The 23,177-nt window shown below is 54.2% G+C and carries 17 protein-coding genes; 6 read left to right on the top strand and 11 right to left on the bottom strand.

All coding sequences use genetic code 11. From position 1 onward, the window contains the following. The first annotated feature begins 325 nt into the window (after positions 1-325). From acs to TERTU_RS02435, 5 genes are all read left to right on the top strand, one after another. On the top strand, positions 326-2,266 hold the full coding sequence (acs, locus tag TERTU_RS02415; RefSeq protein WP_015817863.1) for an acetate--CoA ligase: 1,941 nt from the start codon (positions 326-328) through the stop codon (positions 2,264-2,266). 148 nt (positions 2,267-2,414) lie between these two features. Next, the gene (locus tag TERTU_RS02420) at positions 2,415-2,879 is read left to right on the top strand and encodes an FKBP-type peptidyl-prolyl cis-trans isomerase (RefSeq protein WP_015818461.1); all 465 of its coding nucleotides are present in this window, start codon (positions 2,415-2,417) and stop codon (positions 2,877-2,879) included. 28 nt (positions 2,880-2,907) lie between these two features. Beyond that, positions 2,908-4,299 carry a nucleotide 5'-monophosphate nucleosidase PpnN gene (gene ppnN, locus TERTU_RS02425; protein WP_015818757.1) on the top strand — a complete coding sequence of 464 codons (1,392 nt, stop codon included), beginning with the start codon at positions 2,908-2,910 and terminating at the stop codon, positions 4,297-4,299. A gap of 7 nt (positions 4,300-4,306) precedes the next feature. Further along, entirely contained in the window at positions 4,307-4,882 is a 576-nt protein-coding gene (gene smrA / locus TERTU_RS02430; protein ID WP_015817229.1) for a DNA endonuclease SmrA, read from the top strand. Between the two features lie 99 nt (positions 4,883-4,981). Further along, positions 4,982-5,395 carry an MAPEG family protein gene (locus TERTU_RS02435; protein ID WP_015817600.1) on the top strand — a complete coding sequence of 138 codons (414 nt, stop codon included), beginning with the start codon at positions 4,982-4,984 and terminating at the stop codon, positions 5,393-5,395. Positions 5,396-5,435: 40 nt separating this feature from the next. On the opposite strand, the gene TERTU_RS02440 is transcribed toward TERTU_RS02435, so the two are convergent. The 4 genes from TERTU_RS02440 to ppc all read right to left on the bottom strand — a co-directional run bounded on the left by TERTU_RS02440 (position 5,436) and on the right by ppc (position 13,246). Beyond that, positions 5,436-7,859 carry a bifunctional diguanylate cyclase/phosphodiesterase gene (locus TERTU_RS02440; protein WP_015820037.1) on the bottom strand — a complete coding sequence of 808 codons (2,424 nt, stop codon included), beginning with the start codon at positions 7,857-7,859 and terminating at the stop codon, positions 5,436-5,438. Next, positions 7,852-8,418, bottom strand: coding sequence for a YfiR family protein (locus TERTU_RS02445; RefSeq protein ID WP_228378245.1), 567 nt, complete (start codon positions 8,416-8,418; stop codon positions 7,852-7,854). Before TERTU_RS02445 ends, TERTU_RS02440 begins: the two co-directional genes overlap by 8 nt. Positions 8,419-8,704: 286 nt before the next feature. Then, on the bottom strand, positions 8,705-10,546 hold the full coding sequence (dxs, locus tag TERTU_RS02450; RefSeq protein ID WP_015820536.1) for a 1-deoxy-D-xylulose-5-phosphate synthase: 1,842 nt from the start codon (positions 10,544-10,546) through the stop codon (positions 8,705-8,707). Between the two features lie 63 nt (positions 10,547-10,609). After that, on the bottom strand, positions 10,610-13,246 hold the full coding sequence (gene ppc, locus TERTU_RS02455) for a phosphoenolpyruvate carboxylase (protein WP_015819050.1): 2,637 nt from the start codon (positions 13,244-13,246) through the stop codon (positions 10,610-10,612). Positions 13,247-13,427: 181 nt separating this feature from the next. Between ppc and TERTU_RS02460 the strand changes: the two genes are divergently transcribed. Then, positions 13,428-14,390 carry an alpha/beta fold hydrolase gene (locus TERTU_RS02460; RefSeq protein WP_015819594.1) on the top strand — a complete coding sequence of 321 codons (963 nt, stop codon included), beginning with the start codon at positions 13,428-13,430 and terminating at the stop codon, positions 14,388-14,390. 21 nt (positions 14,391-14,411) lie between these two features. Here the strand turns inward: TERTU_RS02460 and panB are convergent, their stop codons facing one another. From panB to TERTU_RS02495, 7 genes are all read right to left on the bottom strand, one after another. Beyond that, complete coding sequence (panB, locus tag TERTU_RS02465; RefSeq protein WP_015818718.1) at positions 14,412-15,230, bottom strand: 3-methyl-2-oxobutanoate hydroxymethyltransferase; 819 nt, start codon at positions 15,228-15,230, stop codon at positions 14,412-14,414. A 14-nt stretch (positions 15,231-15,244) separates the two neighbouring features. Continuing rightward, entirely contained in the window at positions 15,245-15,931 is a 687-nt protein-coding gene (locus tag TERTU_RS02470) for a deoxynucleoside kinase (protein ID WP_015817174.1), read from the bottom strand. A gap of 12 nt (positions 15,932-15,943) precedes the next feature. After that, positions 15,944-16,426, bottom strand: a complete 483-nt coding sequence (gene folK / locus TERTU_RS02475) for a 2-amino-4-hydroxy-6-hydroxymethyldihydropteridine diphosphokinase (RefSeq protein WP_015817800.1) — start codon at positions 16,424-16,426, stop codon at positions 15,944-15,946. A gap of 6 nt (positions 16,427-16,432) precedes the next feature. Then, entirely contained in the window at positions 16,433-17,824 is a 1,392-nt protein-coding gene (gene pcnB / locus TERTU_RS02480) for a polynucleotide adenylyltransferase PcnB (RefSeq protein ID WP_015819938.1), read from the bottom strand. Positions 17,825-18,455: 631 nt separating this feature from the next. After that, entirely contained in the window at positions 18,456-19,898 is a 1,443-nt protein-coding gene (locus TERTU_RS02485) for a sigma-54-dependent transcriptional regulator (protein ID WP_015820513.1), read from the bottom strand. Positions 19,899-19,917: 19 nt separating this feature from the next. Then, positions 19,918-22,902 carry an ATP-binding protein gene (locus TERTU_RS02490; protein WP_015819038.1) on the bottom strand — a complete coding sequence of 995 codons (2,985 nt, stop codon included), beginning with the start codon at positions 22,900-22,902 and terminating at the stop codon, positions 19,918-19,920. A 31-nt stretch (positions 22,903-22,933) separates the two neighbouring features. After that, positions 22,934-23,116 (bottom strand): hypothetical protein, encoded by a 183-nt coding sequence (locus TERTU_RS02495; RefSeq protein WP_015817448.1) that lies wholly within the window; start codon positions 23,114-23,116, stop codon positions 22,934-22,936. Between the last annotated feature and the right edge of the window lie 61 nt (positions 23,117-23,177).

Genomic DNA, 23,177 nt, shown 5'->3' on the forward strand with positions numbered 1-23,177 from the left:
TGACTATCCTCGAAAGCCCGTGTCATACCTGTGATGCGGGCTTTTTGGTTTGTTGCCGTGCGGCTTTTATGCAGGTGACCGGCCAAAAAACTCCCTGCCTCAACCAAAGTCCAATACACGGGTGACCCCATTTTTTGCTAGGGTTTAAGAAGCTCTAACCTGTTAAATATGCGTCTATGGTAGCGCTACACTGTATAAAGACTAGAAAGTGCGTACTAGCGTAGCGCTTGGCAAAGTCGCCCGCGAACCATCTCGCTTCAGGTTGTCTAATGTTATTCAATAAAAATAGGCTCGCATTCAGCGGCTAATCCAATGGAGTCAAACCATGGCAGACACCAACCTTTACCCCGTTTCAGAAGCCATCGCTGCTTCTGCGCACATTACCAAAGACGAATACGAAACCCTTTATCAGGAATCCATTAGCAGCCCGGAAACCTTTTGGGCCGCGAAAGCGGAGGAGTTTCTGACGTGGGATAAAAAATGGGACAAGGTGCGGGAATTTGATTTCGTAAAAGGTGAGGCCCGCTGGTTTGACGGCGGTAAGCTGAATGTGTCAGCAAACTGTATCGACCGTCATCTGGCCGAGCGCGGCGACCAGGTCGCGATAATCTGGGAGGGTGATGACCCCAGCGACGACCTGAAAGTGACCTATAAAGAAGTACACGAACAGGTGTGTAAGCTGGCCAATGTGCTGAAAACACGCGGCGTGAAAAAGGGTGATCGCGTATGCATTTACATGCCGATGATCCCTGAAGCCGCCTATGCGATGTTGGCGTGCGCACGCGTTGGCGCGATTCATTCCATTGTATTTGGCGGGTTCTCGCCAGAAGCGCTCAAAGACCGTATTCAGGATTCCGACTGTCAGGTGGTTATTACGGCGGACGAAGGCGTGCGCGGTGGCCGTAAAATTCCACTGAAAGCCAATGCCGATACGGCCGTGGCACAGTGCCCCGGGGTGAGTACGGTGCTGGTGGTAAAACGCACCGGTGGCGATGTCGCCTGGGATGAAAGCCATGATGTGTGGTACCACGATGCCATGGCTGAAGCGTCGGCAGACTGTGCGCCAGAGCCGATGGATGCAGAAGACCCTTTGTTTATTCTTTACACTTCCGGCTCAACGGGAAAGCCAAAAGGCGTGCTGCACACCACCGGTGGCTACCTGTTACAGGCAGCGATGACGCACAAGTATGTATTCGACTATCAGGATGGTGAAGTCTACTGGTGTACCGCAGACGTGGGCTGGGTGACTGGCCACTCGTATATCGTGTACGGCCCTATGGCCAACGGGGCAATCACCTTGATGTTTGAAGGGGTACCGACCTACCCAACGGCCGCGCGCTGCTGGGAAGTAGTGGATAAGCACGACGTATCCATCTTCTACACTGCACCGACGGCAATTCGTGCACTGATGGGGCAGGGCGATGAGTTTGTTACTCAAACCTCTCGCAAAACACTCAGAATATTGGGCACTGTGGGTGAGCCGATCAACCCGGAAGCCTGGGATTGGTACTACAAGGTTGTCGGCGACAGTCGCTGCCCGATTATGGATACCTGGTGGCAGACGGAAACCGGCGCACATATGCTGACGCCGCTGCCCGGCGCGATTGCGCTTAAGCCGGGTTCCGCAACATTGCCGTTCTTCGGTGTAGAGCCAGTGTTGCTTGATGGTGACGGCAAAGAGGTTGTTGGTGCAGGCGAGGGTAGCCTGGCGATTAAATCTTCGTGGCCGAGCCAGATTCGTACGGTATTCGGTGACCACAACCGCCTGGTGCAAACCTACTTTTCCACTTACCCCGGATATTATTTTACCGGTGACGGCGCCCGTCGCGACGAAGATGGTTACTTCTGGATTACCGGCCGTGTCGACGACGTTATCAATGTTTCCGGGCACCGCATGGGTACTGCTGAAGTCGAGAGCGCCTTGGTTCTACACGAAAAGGTCTCTGAAGCGGCCGTGGTGGGCTATCCGCACGATATTAAAGGGCAGGGCATCTACGCTTACATCACTTTGATGGTGGGCGAAGAGCCCAGCGATGAGCTGAAAAAGGAATTAGTGGCCCTGTGTGTAAAAGAAATCGGGCCGATCGCCAAACCGGATGTCATCCAGTGGGCGCCTGGTCTGCCGAAAACCCGCTCTGGCAAAATTATGCGCCGCATTCTTCGCAAGATCGCCGCCAACGAAGTGGACGCGCTGGGTGATACCTCAACCCTGGCCGATCCGACAGTTGTCGACGATCTGATCGACAACCGCGAAAACAAAGGCTAGTTTGCTGCCCGTGCTATCCCGTGTCAGGTGCGGGATAGCACGCACATCCCTTCCAGCGCACCCTCTTTCCGTGCTATCGCACCGGCATCTGCGTTAAACTTCAGTTTTGAATACATCATATCTGCCTGTTGGCAGCCAGGAGTCCCTCTTGAAAATCCAAGACAATTGCGTTGTTTCCATCCACTACACGCTTACCGATGAAGAAGGTGCGGTAATCGATTCATCCAGTGGTGGCGAACCGCTGAACTACCTGGCGGGCGCCGGCAATATCATTCCCGGTCTGGAAAAGGAGCTGGAAGGTTGTGTTGTTGGTGACAGCAAGCTGGTAACCGTGCAACCGGCAGACGGTTACGGCGAATACCAGCCAGAACTAGTGCAAACGCTACCTGCAGACATGTTCACGGGCATTGAAAAAGTCGAAGTCGGGATGGAGTTTCAGGCGCAGGGGCCGTCCGGTGAAGTACAGTTTGTGGTGGTCAAAGACGTTGCCGAGGACGGTATAACTATTGACGGCAACCACGAGTTGGCAGGCAAAGTATTGAACTTCGATGTAACTGTAGAAGCTGTGCGTGAAGCCACTGCCGAAGAAATCGATCACGGCCACGTTCACTAAAAAATTAAGCTGAAATAAGGAAAACAGTATGCTCGACTCCGTGAGCATCGGTGCTGCCGGTAAGAAAATATCGGCGCTAATTACCCCGGACAACACCTTGAATGTCTTGTCGCAACTGGAAGTGGCGCGGCTGGTAGAAAAAAGTAATGCGGCGGTTTATGAAACATTTCGCCGCTGTGCGTTGGCAGCACTGAATACCGGTGCCGAAACCGATAATACCAAGCAGGTGTTGGAGCAATTTCGCGATTTTGAAATTGATGTAGTGCAGCAAGAGCGCGGCATCAAGTTACACCTTAAAAACGCGCCCGGTAATGCATTTGTTGACGGGGAAATGGTTCAGGGTATCAAAGAGCATCTGTTTTCTGCGCTGCGCGATATTATTTACGTCAACAACGAATTGCTGGAAAACAGCGCCGCTGATTTTCATTCTTCAGAGGGAATCACCAACGGTGTATTCCAGATTTTGCGCAATTCGTCAGTGTTAAAAGTGCATAGGTCGCCGTCAATCATAGTTTGTTGGGGCGGCCACTCAATTAACGAAGTTGAATACGATTATTCGAAAGAAGTCGGCTATCAAATGGGGTTGCGCGGGCTGGATATTTGTACCGGCTGTGGCCCTGGCGCCATGAAAGGGCCGATGAAAGGTGCAACCTTTGGCCACGCGAAACAGCGTATTCAAGGGCGCTATATCGGCATCACTGAACCGGGAATTATTGCGGCGGAATCACCTAACCCGATTGTCAGCGAACTGGTGATTATGCCGGATATTGAAAAGCGCCTCGAAGCATTTGTCCGCTTGGGGCACGGGATTGTGGTATTTCCAGGCGGGGTGGGTACGGCAGAAGAAATTCTCTATTTGCTGGGCATTCTGTTGCATCCCGATAATCGCGGCCTGCCGTTTCCTCTGATTTTTTCTGGCCCGGCGAGCGCGGCTGAATACTTTGGCCAGATCGATGAATTTATTGGTCTCACTCTCGGTAAAGAGGCGCAGGGTTTGTACGAAATTATTCTCGACGACCCTGTGCTTGTTGCGCAGAAAATGCGCGCGGGAATGGATGTGGTGCGCAACTACCGCAAGCAAACCCACGATGCGTATTATTACAACTGGGTGTTGAAAATCGATCAGGATTTACAGTCGCCGTTTAACCCTACCCATCAATCCATGTCGCAATTGAGCCTGCGCCCGGGGCTGGCGCCCAACCTGCTTGCCGCTAACCTGCGCAAGGCTTTTTCGGGCATTGTCGATGGCAATGTTAAAGAACATGGTATTCACGCGGTTGCGGAAAAAGGCCCTTATCAGATTTGTGGCGACCCGCAGATTATGAAACCGCTGGACGCACTCTTGCGTTCATTTGTCGCTCAGAAACGGATGAAAATACCGACGGAAGAATATATCCCCTGCTACCAAGTGGTTGTGTAAACACGCGATGCAAGACGACGATTTCAGTAAATTACTGGGTGACGATGAGGTTCTCCCGATCAAAACCGAACGCCGGGTTAATTTGGTAGTACCGAAGGATGTCGGTGTCGATAAAGAGGCTCGTCGCCTGGCTGCGCAGGAATTGGCCGCGGCCAAAGACGACCCACTGTCGGTGCCGCAGGATCTACTCGACCCCTACGATGTGCTCAGTTATCAGAAGCCCGGTGTGCAAAACGGCGTGTTTCGCAACTTGCGGTTAGGTAAATACGATATTGATGCGCGTCTCGATCTGCATCAGTTGAAAATCGAAGAAGCGCGCAAATCGGTCTATCAGTTTATTAAAGATTGTGTTGAAAGCGATGTGCGATGCGCACTGATCACTCACGGCAAAGGCGCAGGACGCGAAACGCCTGCGTTGCTAAAAAGCTGTGTCAATCATTGGTTGCCGCAGTTTGAGGAGGTGCTCGCCTTTCACACCGCGCAACGGCATCACGGCAGTTATGGTGCAACCTACGTGCTGTTGCGTAAAAGCGATAAGAAAAAACAAGAAACCAAGGATCGCCATCAGCGCAAGCGCTCTTAGTAGCAATCCTACATATTACCTTACTCATGATCTAACTTGACGGTAGCAATCGTCTAGTATTGACCGTCGTTGCCTCTGAGGTTGCCACAAGGAGAAACCATGCTTTACCCGATGTTCGCTCTGGTGATGTGTACCTTCGTATTTATTTTTGTGCAGCTCTATTTGCGGGTCCACGCGGTAAAGTCGCGGGCAGTAAGGATGCGGTATTTCAAGTTGTACCAGACCAACGCCGATATGCAGCCGGTCCCAGCTTACCTGGTCGCCGGGCAAAATCACTTTGCTAACTTGTTTGAAACGCCACTGTTATTTTATGTTGCAGGTGTGCTGGCGATAGTGATGAAGGTAGAGCCGACAGCGATGGTGGTGTGTGGCTGGTCCTATGTGGTCACGCGAGTGGTACATGCATTTATCCACTGCACATACAATCATGTTCTGCATCGCGCAATCACCTATTGGGTCAGCTTGATGTTGCTGTTAGCTATGTGGATTCTGCTCGTGGTAAACGCTAACTGAATCAGCGTTGGCGGACTCACATTGAGCAGCAGGTTACAACTTAGCGCGAACCATCACCAAGCAGATTGATAACGTTATCTAACATGAGTACATCGCTCATGGGCATCGGGCGGGCAAAATAATACCCTTGTAAATAATCGCAGTTTTTATCGCGCAATAGCTGCCATTGTTCTTTGGTTTCCACGCCTTCGGCAACAACGGTAAGCCCCAGGTTATGGGCCATGGCAATAATCGTATAGGCAATTTCCACATCGTTTTTATCTTCCGGTATATCTTTAATAAACGAGCGGTCAATTTTTAAGGTGTTAATCGGGAATTGCTTTAGGTACGAGAGAGACGAATAACCGGTGCCGAAATCGTCGATGGAGAGGCTGCAACCCAGGTTGCGGATGGCACGCATAATATCAATTGCCTGGTCGACATCGTCCATCACCATGGACTCTGTCAGTTCAAATTCGATTTGTTTGGGATCGATCTGGTACTGTTTAAACGTTGCTTCAATATAGGTGACCAGTTGCGATGCAAAGAACTGTCGTGCCGAGAGGTTAACCGCGATGGTGCGCATTCCCAACAGGTGCAACTTGCCTTCATGTTCGTGTAAATAGGCACATACCTTCTCCAGTACCAGGCTGCCAAGGTCATATATGAGGCCGGATTCCTCTGCCAGGCTGACAAACACCTCGGGGGAAATAAACCCTTCTTCCGGGTCCATCCAGCGGACCAGTGCCTCGCCCTTTATCATCTCCCTGGTTGCTGCGTCGTAGATTGGTTGGATATATACCTCGAGCAGGCGTTTATCCAGCGCAACACGCAGTTTCTGTTCAAGGCGCATTTTGTCCTTGATGCGTTTATCCAGATCGCTGGAGTAGTAGGAAACCGTGTTACCGCCCATGGATTTTGCGTTGTACAGGGCAATATCTGCATAGCGGATCAACTCTTCGTAGGTGATCGCGTCGTTGGGAAAAACAGCAATACCGATGGAACCGCCGACTTCGACCTGCTGGCCGTTAATTTCCATTTTTTCCCGTAGAGCCCGCAGAATATTATTGGCTTTGTGGTCCAGTTGCGAGCTGCTATCGATATTTTTAACGAGCAGCATAAACTCGTCGCCACCCATTCGCGACACCACATCGATACTGGCCGATGCGGCTTTTAAGCGCTTGCCGATTTGCATCAACAATTGGTCGCCGGCATCGTGACCAAAGGTATCGTTAATTTTCTTGAAGTCATCCAGGTCGGTCATCATTACCGCGAGGCGTTTGTCGTATTTTTTGGCGGCGGCAATGGTCAGTTCCAAGTGGCCGCGGAAAAAACGCCGGTTGGGCAGGTCGGTGAGCGGATCGTAGAAGGCGAGCTTTTCCAGCTCCATTTGTGCGGTTTTTAATTCAGTCACATCCAGCAGGGAGCCGACAAAGCCCTGAAACCCCTGCAAGTTATTGAGTGGAGCCAGATGCTCCATGAGCGTTCTGCGACTCCCCTGGGGGGTGGTGTAGGTGTATTCAATAACCTGGGGGGTGTGCTGGCTGCGCGCTTTATCCTGCACGCTTTCGTAAAGTGCGGCGTCTTTCGGGTCGATGTTGTTGGTAAAGGCATTAGCCTGGCTCGGAGTGAGCCCGGTGATTTCACACCAGCGGTCGTTGGTGTATTCCATAATCAGCTTGCGGTTGCGCAGAAAAATGCCGATCGGTGCGTGTTCCGCCAGCACCCGAAACCGTGACTCGGATTCCATCAGTGCCGCGTTATCGGTTTCCAGGGTGTCGAGAATCTGGTTGAACACATCCACCAGATCGCCTATCTCATCGTTACTTTTCTTGTTCGCGCGAATATTCGCGTAGGGGCTGGCGGCAACTTCCTGCGAAGTATTGAACAGATCGCGCAGCGGCACGAGACTGCTGCCCACCAGGCGACCGCCGACAAAATAGGCCACGAACAGTGCAATCGTTAGGGCAAATGCAAGGGTGATACTAAAGCGCAGAAACGCCTGGTTTACGCCGTGATTGTTGGAGTAAATTTCCACTAATCCGAAATGTTCACCTTCGTGCAGAATGGGTACACGTACGCGAATAACGTTGTTGTCCTCGGTGAAATTCAGCTCATTGATCGATGACTGCTGGCGCTGGCACTGGCTGTGGGCTTCCGGTTTGGCGAAGGTGTGGTATAGCTTGCCTTCCTTGTCGAACACACAAATCAGGTCGATGGCACTGTGAAAACCGGCGGAGGCAAGGTTTTTTTCGATTACGTCCTTATCGGTAAAGTCCGCGAAAAACATCGCTGTTGACGAGCGGTTGGCGATGATCTGACCGATCACGGTGAGATCGTTGATTAAATTGGCTTTGGCATCCCGGTTGCCCACCCAGGTGAGTATGCCGGCGACCATAATCACCGCCACAATCAGGGTGGAGCCGATGCTGCGCATCAGCCGCCGTTTGATGGTGGACCGCTGTGCGAGGGTTTCGTCAGTCATTGCGTTTAGTCACCCGGTGCGCCAGCTCCAACAACGAAGAGCTGATCTTGAGGTTTTGCCGCTGTGCCAGAGGTAAGTTCACGGTGAACTTTATGCGGTCGTGAATTTTCAAGAGCCGTATGGTGGCAAATTCCTCCCCGTCGACGCAGTCGTCGCAGATGGTCAGCAGTGCGTTGTCCTTGATGGAGTCGGGGAAGGGGGCGTCGGACTGGCCCACTATCTGTACGTGACAGTCGGTGAGCGGCGATAAATCCGCGACAAAATTAGCATTAAACGGTTTGAGAATATCTTGAATCTGGGGGGTACGGTGAAGCTCGTCGAAAGCCTGGCTTTCACCCAGCCGACAGATGTTGATATCGCTACCCATGGCGGGTGGCCAGGTAATGAATGTCAGCGTGCGTGCGATAATCAGGGCGCGTACCTGTGCTTCTTTGGCGCTCACTGTGTCCGGGCGCGCCTCTACCGCGCTAATCCAGTATTGCAGCGTGAATATCAGAAGATAGGCTGCTAACCCCCATTGGGGTTGTCTGAATTTCCTTATAAAGCCCAATCTATTCATAGCAAGTTATGCTGGTACCGGCGGCTGGCGCCAGTAGGGTCTTATGACTCCGCAGCGCGGACAATTATGGAGTCCGCAAGCCTTCAACAGTGATAAGGTTTGCGGTCTTCATACACTAAGCTAATTTCTGCACGCATTAAAGTATAAACTCTGGTGAGTTTTCCACCACTACAGTCTTAAGGCCTGTTGCTCTAAGTGGTACCTCTTACTGCACTACTTGAACTGATGAGTGCCGTGTCAGTAGGTCCTTTTACTGATAGTTGGGCGCACCAGTCCTCAGTCCGCATTAATCGTGGCGTTTCAGCCAGTTGCGGATACGTGCCTCTATTTCCTCTGTGTTTAGCCCCGCTCTCGCTAATACCTGTACTCGGCTACCGTGTTCATAAAAGACATCCTGCAGGCCAAGATTTAGGACAGGGACGGTAATGCCTTCTGCCTGCAGCCACTCAAGCACGCCTGCCCCCGTACCTCCGGCGACCGCGTTTTCTTCCAGAGTCACAATTGCCCGGTGGCTGTTGGCGATTTCCCGAAGGAGCGCGTGATCCAGTGGTTTGGCCCAGCGCATGTCACATACCGTAGCGTGCAAGGTGTCGCCCACGGCCAAGGCTTCTGGCAGAAGTGCGCCGAAATTGAGTATCGCCAGCTGCTCACCTTCTCGTACCTGATGGGCTTTGCCGACCTCGAGTGGCGTTAATGTATCTGTCAGCTCGGCGCCGGGCCCTTTGCCTCGTGGATAGCGCACCGCTGCCGGGCCCGGGTATTGATATGCGGCATCCAACAATTGGTAACACTCACGCTCGTCACTGGGCGTAGCGATCACCATGTTTGGAATGCAGCGGAGAAAGGAGATATCAAAGCTGCCTGCGTGACTGGCGCCGTCTTCGCCGACCAGGCCTGCGCGATCCACCGCAAACAGGACGTCGAGGTCTTGTAAAGCCACGTCGTGTATCAGCTGATCGTAAGCCCGCTGCAAAAATGTAGAGTAGATCGCGACCACCGGCTTCATACCTTCGCAGGCGAGTCCTGCGGCCAGGGTAATGGCGTGCTGCTCGGCGATGGCGACATCGTGAAACCGATCGCTGAAGGTTTGGGCGAAAGAGACCATGCCCGAGCCCTCGCTCATTGCCGGGGTGATACCGATCAGCCTCTCGTCCCGAGCGGCAGTATCACAGAGCCAATCGCCAAACACCTGTTGGTACCGCCGCCGCTTATCGGGCGTAACCGACGCGGATTCGCGCTCAATTTTATTCAACGCGTGGTAGCCAACAGGGTCTTTTTCGGCGGGCGCAAACCCTTTGCCTTTGCGGGTAACCACATGCAGCAGGCGCGGGCCCGATGTGTTTAATACGCTGCTGATTGCCGGCAAAAGTTGGTCGAAGTCGTGGCCGTCAATCGGGCCGCTATAGCTGAACCCTAATTCTGTGAATAGCGCGGAAGCACTGCTGGACGCCGAAGCGGGAGGCGCAGATTGCACCTGCGCTTTGGCATGTGCTCCCGCCTGTTCAGCACTGTTCTCCAGTACACCAGCAAAGTAACTGGCGAGTCCGCCTACATTCGGCGAAATCGACATGGTGTTATCGTTCAACACCACGAGCAGGTCCGCCTGGGTGTGGACTGCGTGATTCAGCGCTTCAAAAGCCATTCCTGCGGTCATCGCACCATCGCCGATCACGGCAACACACTGGCGGGGAATGCCTTGCTGTGCACTCGCCAGCGCCATGCCCAAGGCGGCGCTCAACGAGGTACTTGAATGACCCACACCGAAGCTGTCGAACACACTCTCTGCGCGCTTGGGAAACCCGGAAATACCGCCTTGCTGGCGAATAGTGAGCAGTTGCTCACGCCGTCCCGTCAGTATTTTGTGGGGGTAGGCCTGATGACCAACATCCCAGATCAGCCGATCTTCCGGAGTGTGCAGCAGATAGTGCAGCGCGATAGTCAGTTCAACCACGCCCAGACCGGCGCCAAAGTGCCCGCCGGTATGCCCCACGCTGTACAGTAAAAATGCACGTAGCTCCTGTGCGACTTGGGCTAAGCGCTCGGCACTCAGGCGCCGCAAATCTGCAGGGGTATCGATGCTGTCGAGCAGGGGAGTGGCAGGGCGCTGATTGGGGATTTGGTAAAACATTGGCGCAAATGTGATGGGGTAAAGGCGGGGATTGTAGAGCCTCCCCGCCCGCCTGCAAAGCCGTTAGCCGGTATTGCGCATACCGGCGGCAATGCCGGTCATCGTGACTTTGAGAGCCCTTTCAAGATCGGGGCTGATTTCTCCGGCCTTGCGCTCGCGCTTCAGCAGTTCCGCCTGGAGGTAGTTGAGCGGGTCCATATACGGTTTGCGGATGTTGATCGACTGCTGTAACAGTGGCGTGTTCTCCAATAGCTCCGGCTGCTCTTTCATCGTGTTGATCAGCCCCGCCAGCGCCTCCAGATCGCCGCGCAGTTGCTCGCCGAGTGGGCGCAGGTCTTTGTCGACCAGCTGCTCTTCGTAGTGCGCGCAAATGGAGGTATCCGCCTTGCCCAGCACCATCTCGAGCAGGTCGATAAAGCTGTTGAAGAACGGCCAGTTTTGTTGCATGTCTTTGAGGGTGTCCTGCTCATTTTGCAGGCCGTATTCCAGCGCCTGGCGGGTGCCGAGCCAGCCTGGGAGGTTGAGGCGCACCTGAGTCCAGGCGAAAACCCACGGAATGGCACGCAAGCTTTCCACGCCACCGCTCGCCTTGCGCTTGGGTGGGCGCGAACCCAGTGCAAGCTTGCTGAGTTCCTGTTCCGGGGTCAGGCTCCGGAAGTAGGGGACAAAGCTCTCGTGGCCGCGCACTACGCCGCGGTAGGCCGTGAGGCTCGCTTGCGCCATATTTTCCATCAGCTCGCGCCACTCGGGCTTGGGGTTGGGGGCTGGAGTTTCGGTCGCGCGCAGGGTGGCTAATACGTAGTTGCTCAAACTGGCGAAGGCGACGCGCGGCATACCGAATTTATAGCGGATCATTTCGCCCTGTTCGGTAACGCGGATGCGGGCTTTAACGGAGCCTGGCGGCTGCGAGGCCATTGCTTTTTCAACTGGGCCGCCACCGCGGCCGACGGTGCCACCGCGACCGTGGAAGAGGTTTAATTTCACGTCGTGTTGGTCTGCCAGGCTCACCAGTTTCTCCTGCGCCTTGTACTGAGCCCAGGTGGCGGCGAATTTACCGGCGTCTTTGGCGGAGTCGGAGTAGCCGATCATCACGGTTTGCTGGCCGTCGATATAACGTTGATACCAGTGCATTTGCCACAAAGCGTTCATTACACGCGGCGCACGATCGAGGTCGTCGAGAGTTTCAAACAGTGGATCGATTGGCATTTTCCAGCGCACGCCACACTCTTTGAGCAGCAGGGCTACTGCCAATACATCTGAAGGCTGCTGGGCCATGGAAATGACGTAGTGGGCGAGTGTTTCGCGCGGTTGTGCGGCGATTACGCGGCAGGTGTTGATAACTTCACGGGAGTCCTCGCTTACGGGCCACTCTTCGGGCAGCAGCGGGCGTTTGCTTTCCAGCTGTTCCAGCAAGAAGGCCTGACGCTTTTCTTCGTCCCAGGAGCGATAACTGCCCAGTTCGAGGTAGATGGTCAACTCGTCAAGCAACTCCACGTGGCGGTCGCCGTCCTGGCGGATGTCCAGCGGCACCAGGTTGATACCGAAAGCGTGGATTCGGCGGATTAAATCAGTGAGGCTGCCGTTGGCGATTTGGCTAAGGCCCAGTTCGTGCAGTGATTCGTAACACAGCATCAGCGGCTGCAGCAGTTCGTTGCGCGAGTGAATAATGTTGGCAGGTTCCGGCAACATTGGGTCGTTCATGCGCGCTTCTGCCCAGTTCAGGGTGGCTTGCAGACGGTTGCGCAGGCCGTGGAGTAGATCGCGATAGGGAGTGGCGCTATCTTCGCCGACCAACTCGAGTAATTCGTGACTGGCAGCGTGCATGGACAGGTCGCCAGCAACTTCGTTGATATCCTTGATGTAGAGGTCTGCCGCGCGCCAGCGCCCCATCAGCAATACTTGTTCGGTAACTTTGTGGGTGACGTTCGGGTTGCCGTCCCGGTCGCCGCCCATCCAGGAGTAGAAGCGGAAAGGCGTAATACCCAGTGGCAGGGGTTTGCCCAGGCGACGGCGGCACACGCTGTCCAGGTGGCGAATAAAATCGGGTACTGCGTGCCAAAGGCTGTTCTCGATTACCGCGAAACCCCACTTGGCTTCATCGACAGCGGTTGGTCGTGTGGTGCGAATCTCGTTAGTGTGCCAGATTTCCTCAATATAGCGTTGCAGGCTTTCTTTAATTTGCGCGACTTCGTAATCGAGCAGGTCGTTGCGGCGCAGATCGCTCAGTGCTTTCGCCACTTGTTCGTATTTGCGGATCAAGGTGCGACGGGTGACTTCGGTCGGGTGGGCGGTTAGCACCAGCTCAATGTTCAGCTCGTTCACCAATTTATACAGATCGTCTTTGCCTTTGGCATCGGCCAGATTTTCCAGAATCTCGTCGAGGGCATCCTCTTCACGCGCTTCGCTGCTGTAAAAGTAATGCTGATCGGCAATATTGGCTAAGTTGAGAAATTGGTTAAAAGCTCGTGCAATGGGAAGAATATCCGCATCTTCCACCTGACTTAAGGATTCAAGCAGTGATTCAACCGCTTCTTTGTGTGCGTCACTGCTGCGGTCGGATTTGGCGAGCTGTTTTGAGAAAGCACGTATTTCCTCGACTTTGCGAAAGAGTTTTGGACCCTGGTGTTCCAACAAGTTTTCGCCGAGCAAATCGCCTAGCATTCTCACGTTTTCGCGCAATGTTTCCGGTAATTTCTGCATAGTAAAATCTTTTTCTCGGGTGAATGATGGATTTGATTAACCTGAACAACTCTGTGGGAATAGCCCTGGTAAGCGACTATCAAATTACTGAGGGGACATGCATTGTATGGGTTTCACGGTAGGGATTCCAGAATTCGACAGTCACTATCCCCGTATATAAGAAATTATGTGGTGCCAATTTATGAGAATAACCCGCCTTTGGTGTGAAAAAAAATCCCTACAAAAAATCGTGTTATGGCTCGCGATACTACCTGCAGTCGGCCTGACTGGGTGCATGCCCAAAATTATTGAAGAAACCGAATCGCAGGCCGACGCGCTTTACCGGCAGCAGGTTATTCAATCGGATCACATAATGGTAGAGCGCGCTCGACTCCATTATACGGTGCGCGAACAGTTAGAGTTCAGCGCGGGTGCTTTAACCGCCAACGAGGTGACGGAGTTGCTGGTGTTTGTGCATGGCACGCCCGGTGACTGGCGCAGTTTCGGTCAGCAGCTTGCGGATCGACGCCTGGCGGCGCGGGCAGTACTGGTTGCCATCGATCGCCCGTCGTGGGGCGGATCTTTTTTTGAAGAAGAGCGTGTTGAAACATCGCTCGGCGAGCAGGCGGGGTTGATTGCACCACTTTTGTTGCGCTTGCGTGAGGACTACCCGAATGCGCGATTGACGCTGGCTGGTCACTCGTTCGGCGCGAGCCTGGTGCCGATGATCGCAATGGTTTACCCGCAAGCGGTGGATTCAGTGGTAGTAATTGCCGGCGATCTCAGTGCGGAGTATCTCGAAGAAAAGTGGTACAACACTGTGCTTGCCTGGCCGTGGGTGAGACCACTGCTGCCCCGGGAAATTTGCTACGCGAACGATGAAGTTCTTGCGCTTGATGAAAATATTGCGGCGATGAGTGACTACTGGTCGCATCTGTCGGTACCCATGATGGTCATTCAGGGCACCGAAGACACGCTGGTTGATCCACGAAACGCGGATTTTGCTGCCGCATTAAAAACGCCCGCCGGGGTAAGAGTGGAGCGTATCGACGGCGGCAGCCACCTGATTCACATGGCGCAGTCGCAACGGGTGGACGGATTGTTGCTCGACTGGCTTGCGAGCAACTTTAAAACGACAAACAGCGCCATTAACAGTAGCGATTAAAATAATTAGCGCTAACAGGGGCTAACTAAAAATATGGCTGTCTTCAGGGAACACGCCAGCTTTCACATCCGCCACATATTTTTTTAATGCTTTGGGAATGTCGCCCGCTTCGCTGAGGAAGTTTTTAGAAAACTTTGGTGGTGTTTCGGTGAGCCCTAAAATATCGTTGATTACGAGTACCTGAGCGTCAGTATCGCGACCAGCGCCAATACCAATGGTAGGAATCGGTATCGCTTTGGTGATGCGGGCGGCCAGTTCAGCGGGTACACATTCCAGAACCAGAAGGTCTGCACCGGCGTCGGCCAGTAACATGGCATCGGCAAGGATGGTTTCTGCCTGTTCACGTTCGCGCCCCTGCACCCGAAAGCCGCCGAATTTATTCACCGACTGCGGGGTGAGCCCCAGGTGTGCACACACGGGAATACCCCGCTCGCTCAGCATGCTTACGGTGCTGGCAAGCCAGGCGCCGCCTTCAATTTTTACCGCGTGCGCACCCGCCTGCATAATACGGGTGGCATTGTGCATTGCCAGCTCTGGCGTGGCGTAGGTCATAAAGGGCAGGTCGCCCATAATGTGCGATTTCTTGTTGCCCCGCGCCACGGCTTCAACGTGATAGATCATGTGTTCCATGGTGACGGGCAAGGTGCTGTCGTAACCTAGCACCGTCATTCCGAGGCTGTCCCCCACGAGCACAGACTCGACGCCGCAGTTCTGCGCCATCGCGGCCATGGGCGCATCGTAGAGCGCGACCGTGGTAAATTTTTCGCAGCGATCTTTCATCGCCTGCAGGGTTTTAATCGATACAGATTTTTCAAGCGCTTCAGTGTTTGCGTACGCCATTCGGGCCTCCAAACTTATCGCAGCATGGTTGGCTGCGGGTTGTAGTAATGTCGTCCACTTTTGATGGTCAACATATATTGGACAAGGTTGCGGTAGTCGTCAGGGTTATTTACCCAGTCGATGTCTGCCGCATTTACGATGAGCAGTGGCGCTGCGTCGTAGTAGTGGAAAAAGCGCGTATATGCCTGATTGAGTTCTTCCAGGTAGGCGGCGCTGATGGTTTGCTCGAACGCGACCCCCCGTCGCTGGATGCGTTCGGTGAGTACCTGAACGGGCGCCTGCAGGTAGATCACCAGATCGGGTTTGGGGGCGTCGATAGTGAGGTGATCGTACACTTGGTGATAAATACGTAGAGCGTCTTCATCGAGCACCACTTGTGCAAACAGACGGTCTTTCTCCAGCAAGAAGTCGGCGACGCGCACCGGTTCGAACATGTCGTGTTGTTGTAACGCGTTGAGCTGCTGCATGCGCTGAAACAAAAAGAATAGCTGGGTCGGTAAAGCAGCGTTTTTTTCGTTGGCGTAAAACTTCTCGAGAAAGGGATTATCTTCTGCTCGCTCGAGCAGGGTTTCGTAATTGAACGTGAGCGCGAGGCGTCGCGCCAGACTCGTTTTGCCTACCCCGATCGGGCCTTCTACCGCGATATAACGAGGAATGGTTTGACCCTGCAGGTCCACCTGTTGGATGTCGTGTTCACTCAAAGTGGTGTCCTTCTAGTTGTCTTCGTCTAACCGAATTAACCCCTGGTCGCCGACGCCTGCCAGGTAGCTTTCCACTGCATCGCCACCGGGAATCACCAGCTCGGGTGCTATATCACAGAGGGGGCGGAGCACGAAGTTGCGGGCTGTCATCCAGGGGTGCGGCACGGTCAGGCGCACGGTATTGAGGGTAGTGTCGCCGTAGAGGAGCAGATCGAGATCCAGCGTTCTCGCGCCCCAATGCTCTGTCCGCACGCGGCCGTGGTCATTTTCAATCGCCTGCAAGGCATCGAGAAGTGGCTCGGGCTTAAGGTTGGTCTGCAGTTCAGCGACAGCGTTAACATAGTCGGGTTGTGGGGGCCCTACGGCGATGCTGCGATAAAACGGTGAGCAACAGATTAACGCTATTTCTGAGTGCGCACGTATCGCCGCCAACGCGGATTTTAATTGCGCAGCGGGGTTATCGAGGTTGCTGCCGAGACCGATAAAAACCTGCACGAAGGTTTAGTCGGTGCTAGGGGGATTGCTGCCGGAGCGACGCGGGCGGCGGCGCTTGGGTCGGCGGACTGCTGCGGGGGTTGCAGCTTCCGGCTGCGAAAGCTCTTCGACCATCTGGTCGCGCGCCTGGCTGTCAGCCTGGAACCGCGTCCACCAGTCGCCGAGCCCCTGGCAGTTCTCACCGGATTCTTCACGCAATAACAGGAAGTCGTATGCAGCGCGAAAACGGGGGTGCTCCAGCATCGCGAAGGCGCGCTGACCTTGCCTGCGTGGCAGCCGTAGCTGTAACGTCCAGATTTCGCGCATGGGGATTAGAAACCGCTTTGGAATGCTGGTGTAGGCCAGCTGCTGGCTGATAATACCCTGCGCAGCCCGCTGCATGGCTTCCTGCGTAGGCAAGTTCTGCTCTTTCGCCAGGTGTCGCATACTTGCGCGCAGCGCCGGCCATAAGAAGGCCGCATAGATAAATGCCGGGGTCACCTTTTTGCCCTGACGAATGCGTTTGTCAGTGTTGGCGGCGGCGTTCATAACCATGGCCCGATCAGGCTCACGACCATTTTCCATGCAGAAGTCGGTATCCGGGAACAGGTACTTGAACAAATGATATTCGCGCAGCAGATTGACGGTAGCTGTCGCCGACCCGGACATAAACAGCTTTAACACTTCCTCGAACAAGCGGGCTGGCGGGATGTGCGTTAGATAATCGGCGTGCTCGCGAATCGGCGCTTCGGTAACGGGTTCGATGGTGAACCCGAGTTTGGCGGCGAAGCGCACCGCTCTCAGCAGTCGCACTGGGTCTTCCCGGTAGCGGGTTTGCGGATCGCCCACGATGCGGATCACCCGGTCGTTAAGGTCTTCCAGGCCCGTACTGAACTCCAGTAACTCCCGGCTGCGCGGATTGTAGTAGAGGGCGTTGACAGTAAAGTCTCGCCGTTCAGCATCCGTTTTTAGATTGCCATAGACGTTATCGCGCAGTAATACGCCATGTTCAGACTGTTTTGCCTGCTGATTATCATCGGCAACCGCGTGGTTATCGCGGAAGGTAGTGACTTCGATAATTTCCCGCCCAAACCGGACGTGAACGATCTGGAAGCGTTTGCCGATAATACGAGCATTGCGAAATATTCCACGGAGTTGTTCGGGGGTTGCACTGGTGGCTACATCGAAATCCTTGGGTTTCCCGCCCAGTAACAGATCGCGGACGCCGCCGCCCACCAAATAAGCCTCGTAACCGGCATCCAACAGCTGGTCGATCACGCGGATAGCGTTGCGACTTATCAGCTCCCGTGGAATATTGTGGGCTTTTTCAGGGATGACGGTGGCACCGAGAGGTCCTCGGGCATTCCCGAATCGCTTCTCGTTGCGGGACTTATTGAATTGCAGTAGCTGTTTTAGCATTGCTGAAAGGCTTTCTCTCCGTAGCTGGGCTTGAAACCAACGTGTGGCGCGCAGTCTACCACATCGCTGCCGATTCATTTAGAAGCTTAGAGCACGGCCATTCTTTTTGGGGGGGCAGATACCAAAACGGGAAAGCCGAAGGCTTTCCCGTCTAATCTGGATTGTGTTGATTTATCGTTTTTTTATCAACTGGACACTTCCCTGTCCGCTAGTTTGCCTTTTGGGCAACACCTCTCCAAAGGTACACAAGTCAGTTTATACGCTTTTTTCGTTGTTATTATTTGTTGTTGTTATGTGTTTCTTCTGTTCTTTTTATTATTTATTGTTGTTATTTGCTATGTAGCACTTTCTTATTATTCTTTATTGTTGTTATTGTGAATCATATAGAGCACAGCTCGTGCCAACAAAATAATATCCTTATAAAACAATGGTATAGATACTTTTGAGGTCCGATTTATTCGCTCGAAAAACAGTGATTCGTTACTTTCTGTCTCGGGTTTGTTACGGCGTGACAGGTTTCGGTAACAATTGTTCCCCGGCTGAGGTAACGGATTTTTAGCGTGCGGTAGCGCTCCAGCAACACAGGGTTGCTGGAGGGAATTCAAAGCGGGATTGAGCGGGGGTGGTGCGGTTATTTTTGAGTGGGTTTACTGCGTGGAATCCCGAGGCGCTGGCGGCGCTCCCAGAGACATTTGCGGCTGACGCCAAGCTTGCGGGCCAGCTCAGTTTCACTCATCGTATCCTGGTGTTCGAGTACAAAGCGTTGGAAGTAGTCTTCCAGCGAGAGGTCTTCAGTAGGTTCATTGCGTGGTTTAGTGCTGTTGCTGGCGCGGCTGGCTTGGGCGAATTCGTGGGGATCATCGTCCAGACGGACAAGATCAAGATCGATCGCCAATTGCTCATGGTCGATTTCGGTCTGGTTTTCGCACAGAATAACGGCGCGTTGGATCGCGTTCTCCAACTCGCGGATGTTGCCTGGCCAGGTGTAAGTGGTAATCGCCTGGATGGCTTCTGGCGTCAGGCTAAGCGCGGGTTTGTCCATTTCCAGGCAGAAGCGTTTAACGAAGGCCTCTGCCAGCGCGAGAATGTCTTTACCACGTTCGCGCAGGGGCGGTAATTTGAGCTGAACGACGTTGATGCGGTAGTAAAGGTCTTCGCGGAACTTCGCTTCGCGCGACAGTTTACCCAGATCGCGGTGGGTTGCCGCGATCAGGCGGACATCCACTTTGCGCGATTCCACGGAGCCGATTGGGCGGACCTCGCCTTCCTGCAGCACACGCAGCAAGCGCGCCTGGGCTTCCAGCGGCAGCTCGCCGATTTCGTCCAGGAACAGGGTACCGCCATCGGCGGCGGCCACCAGGCCCTCGCGGGTGGATGCGGCACCGGTAAACGCCCCTTTTTCGTGACCAAAGAGCTCGGCTTCAATGAGTGTTTCCGGGATAGCGGCGCAGTTGACCGAGATAAGTGGGCGGCTGCGGCGAGGGCTTTCATCGTGCAGGGCATGGGCCACCAGCTCTTTGCCGGTACCAGTTTCGCCGTGGACCAACACGGTGGCGTTGGTAGGGGCTACCTTGTGAATTTTGGCATACAGCGACTTCATTACGGCGCTGCTGCCAATCATGCCCTCGATAGCTGCCTGGTTATCGCCATCGGTATGTTGTTCCTGCGATTGCTGCTTGCGCGCGCTGGACTTGCCGATTACTCGCTTTACGGCGGCCAGCATTTCGTCGTGATCGAAGGGTTTGGCGATATAGTCCACCGCCCCCATACGCATTGAATCTACCGCCGAGCGCAGGCTTGCGTAACTGGTCATGATGAGCACAGGAATCTCTCCTGCCATCTGAATGAGGTCGGTGCCAGGCGCGCCAGGAAGGCGAAGATCGCTAATGATCAGGTCGAAATTGCCAAGTTTGTATTTGTTGGTGGCCTCACTGACGGAGCCCGCTTCTTCGACATCATATTTATTGCGGTTGAGCAACTTACGCAACGCTGTGCGAATAATGTCTTCGTCTTCAACTATTAGTATTTTGCTCATAATCTCTTTATTTGTCGCTGCACCAAAGAATGTACGCATGGCATACCTGGTGAAAATTTTAACGCCTAGTGTTACCTGTCGTGGCAGCGGTTTCAAGGGGTTTGGGTAGCTTAATCACAAATTTTGTGCCTTTTTGTAACACCTCATCTACAGGGCTTATGATCTCTAACAGGCCCCCATGTTCCTCGACGATGCTGTAAACCATGGCCAAACCTAGGCCGGTGCCTTCTCCTGGCTCTTTGGTGGTGAAGAAGGGTTCGAAGATTTGGTCGCGTAACTCCGGCGAGATTCCCGTGCCTTCGTCGGTAACTGACAGGTGAACCCAGTTCTTGCGCAAATCGCCATTTACGACGATGTGGCCACCGTCCGGGCTGGCATCGCGGGCGTTAGATAACAAGTTCACCAGCACTTGAATCATGCGTTGGGTGTCGCCCATAGCGGTTAGACCGGAGTCGACTGTATTCTCGAACGTGATGTCGCCCTTTTGCTGCAATTTGATGAGATCGATGGCTTCCTGCGCACAATCACGCAGGTCGATGGGCAATTGCGCATTGTCTTCTTGCTGCTGCTGACCAGAGTGCGAGAAATTTACTAATGAGTGCACAATGCGGCTTACACGGTCGGTTTGCGAGAGTATCTGATCAACAGACTCCAAAAGGTCAGCGTCTTCGGTTTCATATTTCATATTCTGCGCGATACAGGCGATGCCGGTAACAGGGTTGCCAATCTCGTGAGCGACGCCCGCTGCCAGCCGGCCGACGGATGCGAGGCGTTCACTGTGCAGCAGTTCCTGCTCCAGCAGCTGCATCTCGGTGACATCCTCCAGCATGATCACCAGACCACTGGCCTTGTGGGCAAGGGATGAGTGAATTGCGGCCTGATGAAGTGTAATCCAATGGGTTTTGCCAGCCAGCTCCACTTCCTGCTTATAGAAATGCGGCGCGCTCGAATTGGCGAAGCGGCTCAACAGCTCGCCCCAGGGCTCTAATACCTGCGGCAGGCGGGACCCGGTAACATGGTCCGCGGTAATGCCGGTCATTTGTTCCATGGCACTGTTCCACATCAGCACTTCCATATCCTTGCCGACCGAACAGATCGCCATTGGCAGTTCTTCCAAGGTGCGCCGGTGATAGAGCCGCAGGTCGTTCAGCTCGGCGGCGAGACCGGTGAGATGGTCGCGATATTCATTAACACGGCTTTCCATCAGGTTGATATCCGCCACGCCGTCGACTTCCGGAATTTTGTAGGGTAGCTCGCTATCCATAATTTCGGTGGCCATCGAGATCCCCATCAACCCGGACAAGTTGGCTTCAACTTCATCGCGCAACCGGCGCAGTGCGTAGGGGCGGCTTTCCCCGACGTTGAACCCGAGTTGCTCCAGGGCGCGGTTGACCTCTGCGCGGGCGGTGGTTTCGCCAATGCGGTGGGTCAGCCGCTCCACGATCTCCTCCGGGGCACGGATATCCAGGGCCATGCGGATAGGGTGGCTCATTTCATCCTCCGCACAGAGTTCGGCACTGTAATTCTCATCATTGGACTGCCGGGTGAGTAGAGACAGAATGACAAATGCGCAGGTGTTGAGACCGAGCGACCAGAGGGTGACGCGTTCCCAGCTATCAATGCCGACCACGATGTCCCAGTTAAAAAGCGTGAGCGGCAACGCGTGCTGTCCCATCACCATCGGGATAAACAAGCCAACCAGCCACACGCCAGTGCCCACCAAAAGGCCAGCCACCAGCCCGTTGCGGTTTCCGGGCGACCAGTGGGCCACGGCGATAATGCCCGGCAGAAACTGCAGTGTGGCGATAAAGGCGGTCAGTGCCAGGTCTGTGAGGTTGAAGCGGTGAGACAGTAAGAGGTAGAAACTGTAACCGCCGAGTACCACTGCGGCGATCAGGATTCGTCGCATCCAGATGACCTGGCCGTAAATGCCCTTGTGTGTGCGCAAGGGGGACGCGGGCAGAATCCAGTGGTTCAAAATCATTGTGGCGATCGACAGAGATATCGCCACAATCGCGCCGGTCGCGGCAGATAAGCCAGCGACAAAGGAGATAACGGTAAAAGCCTTGCTGTTGGCGGCAATGGGCACCGCCAGTGGAAAGTATTCTGTCGGGAATACACTGCCGAGCTTCAGTCCGGCCCACAAAATAGGGAAGATCGGTAGCGCCATTACCAGCAAGAACAGCGGGAAAGCCCAGCTTATGGTGCGGCTGACGTTCTTCACCGGGTTTTCCACCACTGTCATATGAAAAATATGCGGCATTGAAACAGCGGTGGCAATAAACACTAGCAGCAGAGTGTGGGCAGATTCACCGGTTTGTGGGGAATTGAGGTTTTGCAGGTGCACCGGGTTGTCCACCAGCCATTGCTCGAGACCGTCCGGGCCGCCAAACACCTGGTAGAGCGAGAACAGACCTATGGCACACAAGCCGAAGACTTTCACCAGGGACTCGAACGCCATGGAGGTGATTAGCCCTTTGTGGTGCTCGCGGTTTGAGCCAAAGGTGACCGCGAAACTGGCAACCACTAGACAGTAAGCCAGCGCCAGCAGCTGGCGACTGTCGAAATTGCTGCCTGGCATCGCTACCGTCCCGCCGTTATCGCGGGTCACAATGTGGATAGTTTCCGCCACCGCCTGAATTTGCAACGCGAGCAGCGGTGCCATCGCCAGCAGCATACACAGGGTAGCGAGGCCGCCAACGCCATGGCTGTGGTAACGAAATGTCAGCAGGTCGGCGGTAGAATTGATCTGGAAGCGACGCGCGAGCTCCATTAAAGGTTTTAGCGCAGCGGGTGCCAGCAGGAACAGTGTGCCGGTACCCAGATAGTACGCGAGAGCGCCATAGCCGAATTTACCGGCGAGGTCGATCACTCCGTAAAATGCCCAGGCACTGGCGAAAATGCCCAGCGAAAAAATATAGGTCACCGGATGGTGGACCAACCGGCTGCTGATCAAGCCACGTTCAGTGCAGTAGGCAATGGTAAATAGAACGCTGAGGTAGGTCAGGCAAATGAGCCCGACCTGAATTACGCTAAAGTTCATGAGTGTGCCGCTTGATCAGGAAAAGAAAAAGTTAAAGGACAGTTTTGTCGCTGGTGCCGCGAAATTGCAGAATAAAAGCAACAATAACCACCAGAAACCAGACGATGTAGGGGCGGTACCAGGCGAGGCCGGGATGAATAACCCAGTCGAGCAGTGTGGGAGAGAAAATATAGATCACCAGTACCAGGAGAAGGAGTGGCCCCTGCTTTTTCATAGTGGTATTCCGCTGTCGGTCGTTGTTCTTCTGGGTTGTGGTCAGGACAGGTCCCCGCCCT

Origin of the sequence: Teredinibacter turnerae T7901 (assembly GCF_000023025.1) — a bacterium.
Lineage (GTDB): Bacteria > Pseudomonadota > Gammaproteobacteria > Pseudomonadales > Cellvibrionaceae > Teredinibacter > Teredinibacter turnerae_B.

Coding starts and splice junctions, on each gene's coding strand:
- acs (WP_015817863.1), top strand. CDS start 326: ATGGCAGACACCAACCTTTACCCCGTTTCAGAAGCCATCGCTGCTTCT.
- ppnN (WP_015818757.1), top strand. CDS start 2,908: ATGCTCGACTCCGTGAGCATCGGTGCTGCCGGTAAGAAAATATCGGCG.
- smrA (WP_015817229.1), top strand. CDS start 4,307: ATGCAAGACGACGATTTCAGTAAATTACTGGGTGACGATGAGGTTCTC.
- TERTU_RS02435 (WP_015817600.1), top strand. CDS start 4,982: ATGCTTTACCCGATGTTCGCTCTGGTGATGTGTACCTTCGTATTTATT.
- TERTU_RS02440 (WP_015820037.1), bottom strand. CDS start 7,859: ATGACTGACGAAACCCTCGCACAGCGGTCCACCATCAAACGGCGGCTG.
- TERTU_RS02445 (WP_228378245.1), bottom strand. CDS start 8,418: ATGAATAGATTGGGCTTTATAAGGAAATTCAGACAACCCCAATGGGGG.
- dxs (WP_015820536.1), bottom strand. CDS start 10,546: ATGTTTTACCAAATCCCCAATCAGCGCCCTGCCACTCCCCTGCTCGAC.
- ppc (WP_015819050.1), bottom strand. CDS start 13,246: ATGCAGAAATTACCGGAAACATTGCGCGAAAACGTGAGAATGCTAGGC.
- TERTU_RS02460 (WP_015819594.1), top strand. CDS start 13,428: ATGAGAATAACCCGCCTTTGGTGTGAAAAAAAATCCCTACAAAAAATC.
- panB (WP_015818718.1), bottom strand. CDS start 15,230: ATGGCGTACGCAAACACTGAAGCGCTTGAAAAATCTGTATCGATTAAA.
- pcnB (WP_015819938.1), bottom strand. CDS start 17,824: ATGCTAAAACAGCTACTGCAATTCAATAAGTCCCGCAACGAGAAGCGA.
- TERTU_RS02485 (WP_015820513.1), bottom strand. CDS start 19,898: ATGCGTACATTCTTTGGTGCAGCGACAAATAAAGAGATTATGAGCAAA.
- TERTU_RS02490 (WP_015819038.1), bottom strand. CDS start 22,902: ATGAACTTTAGCGTAATTCAGGTCGGGCTCATTTGCCTGACCTACCTC.
- TERTU_RS02495 (WP_015817448.1), bottom strand. CDS start 23,116: ATGAAAAAGCAGGGGCCACTCCTTCTCCTGGTACTGGTGATCTATATT.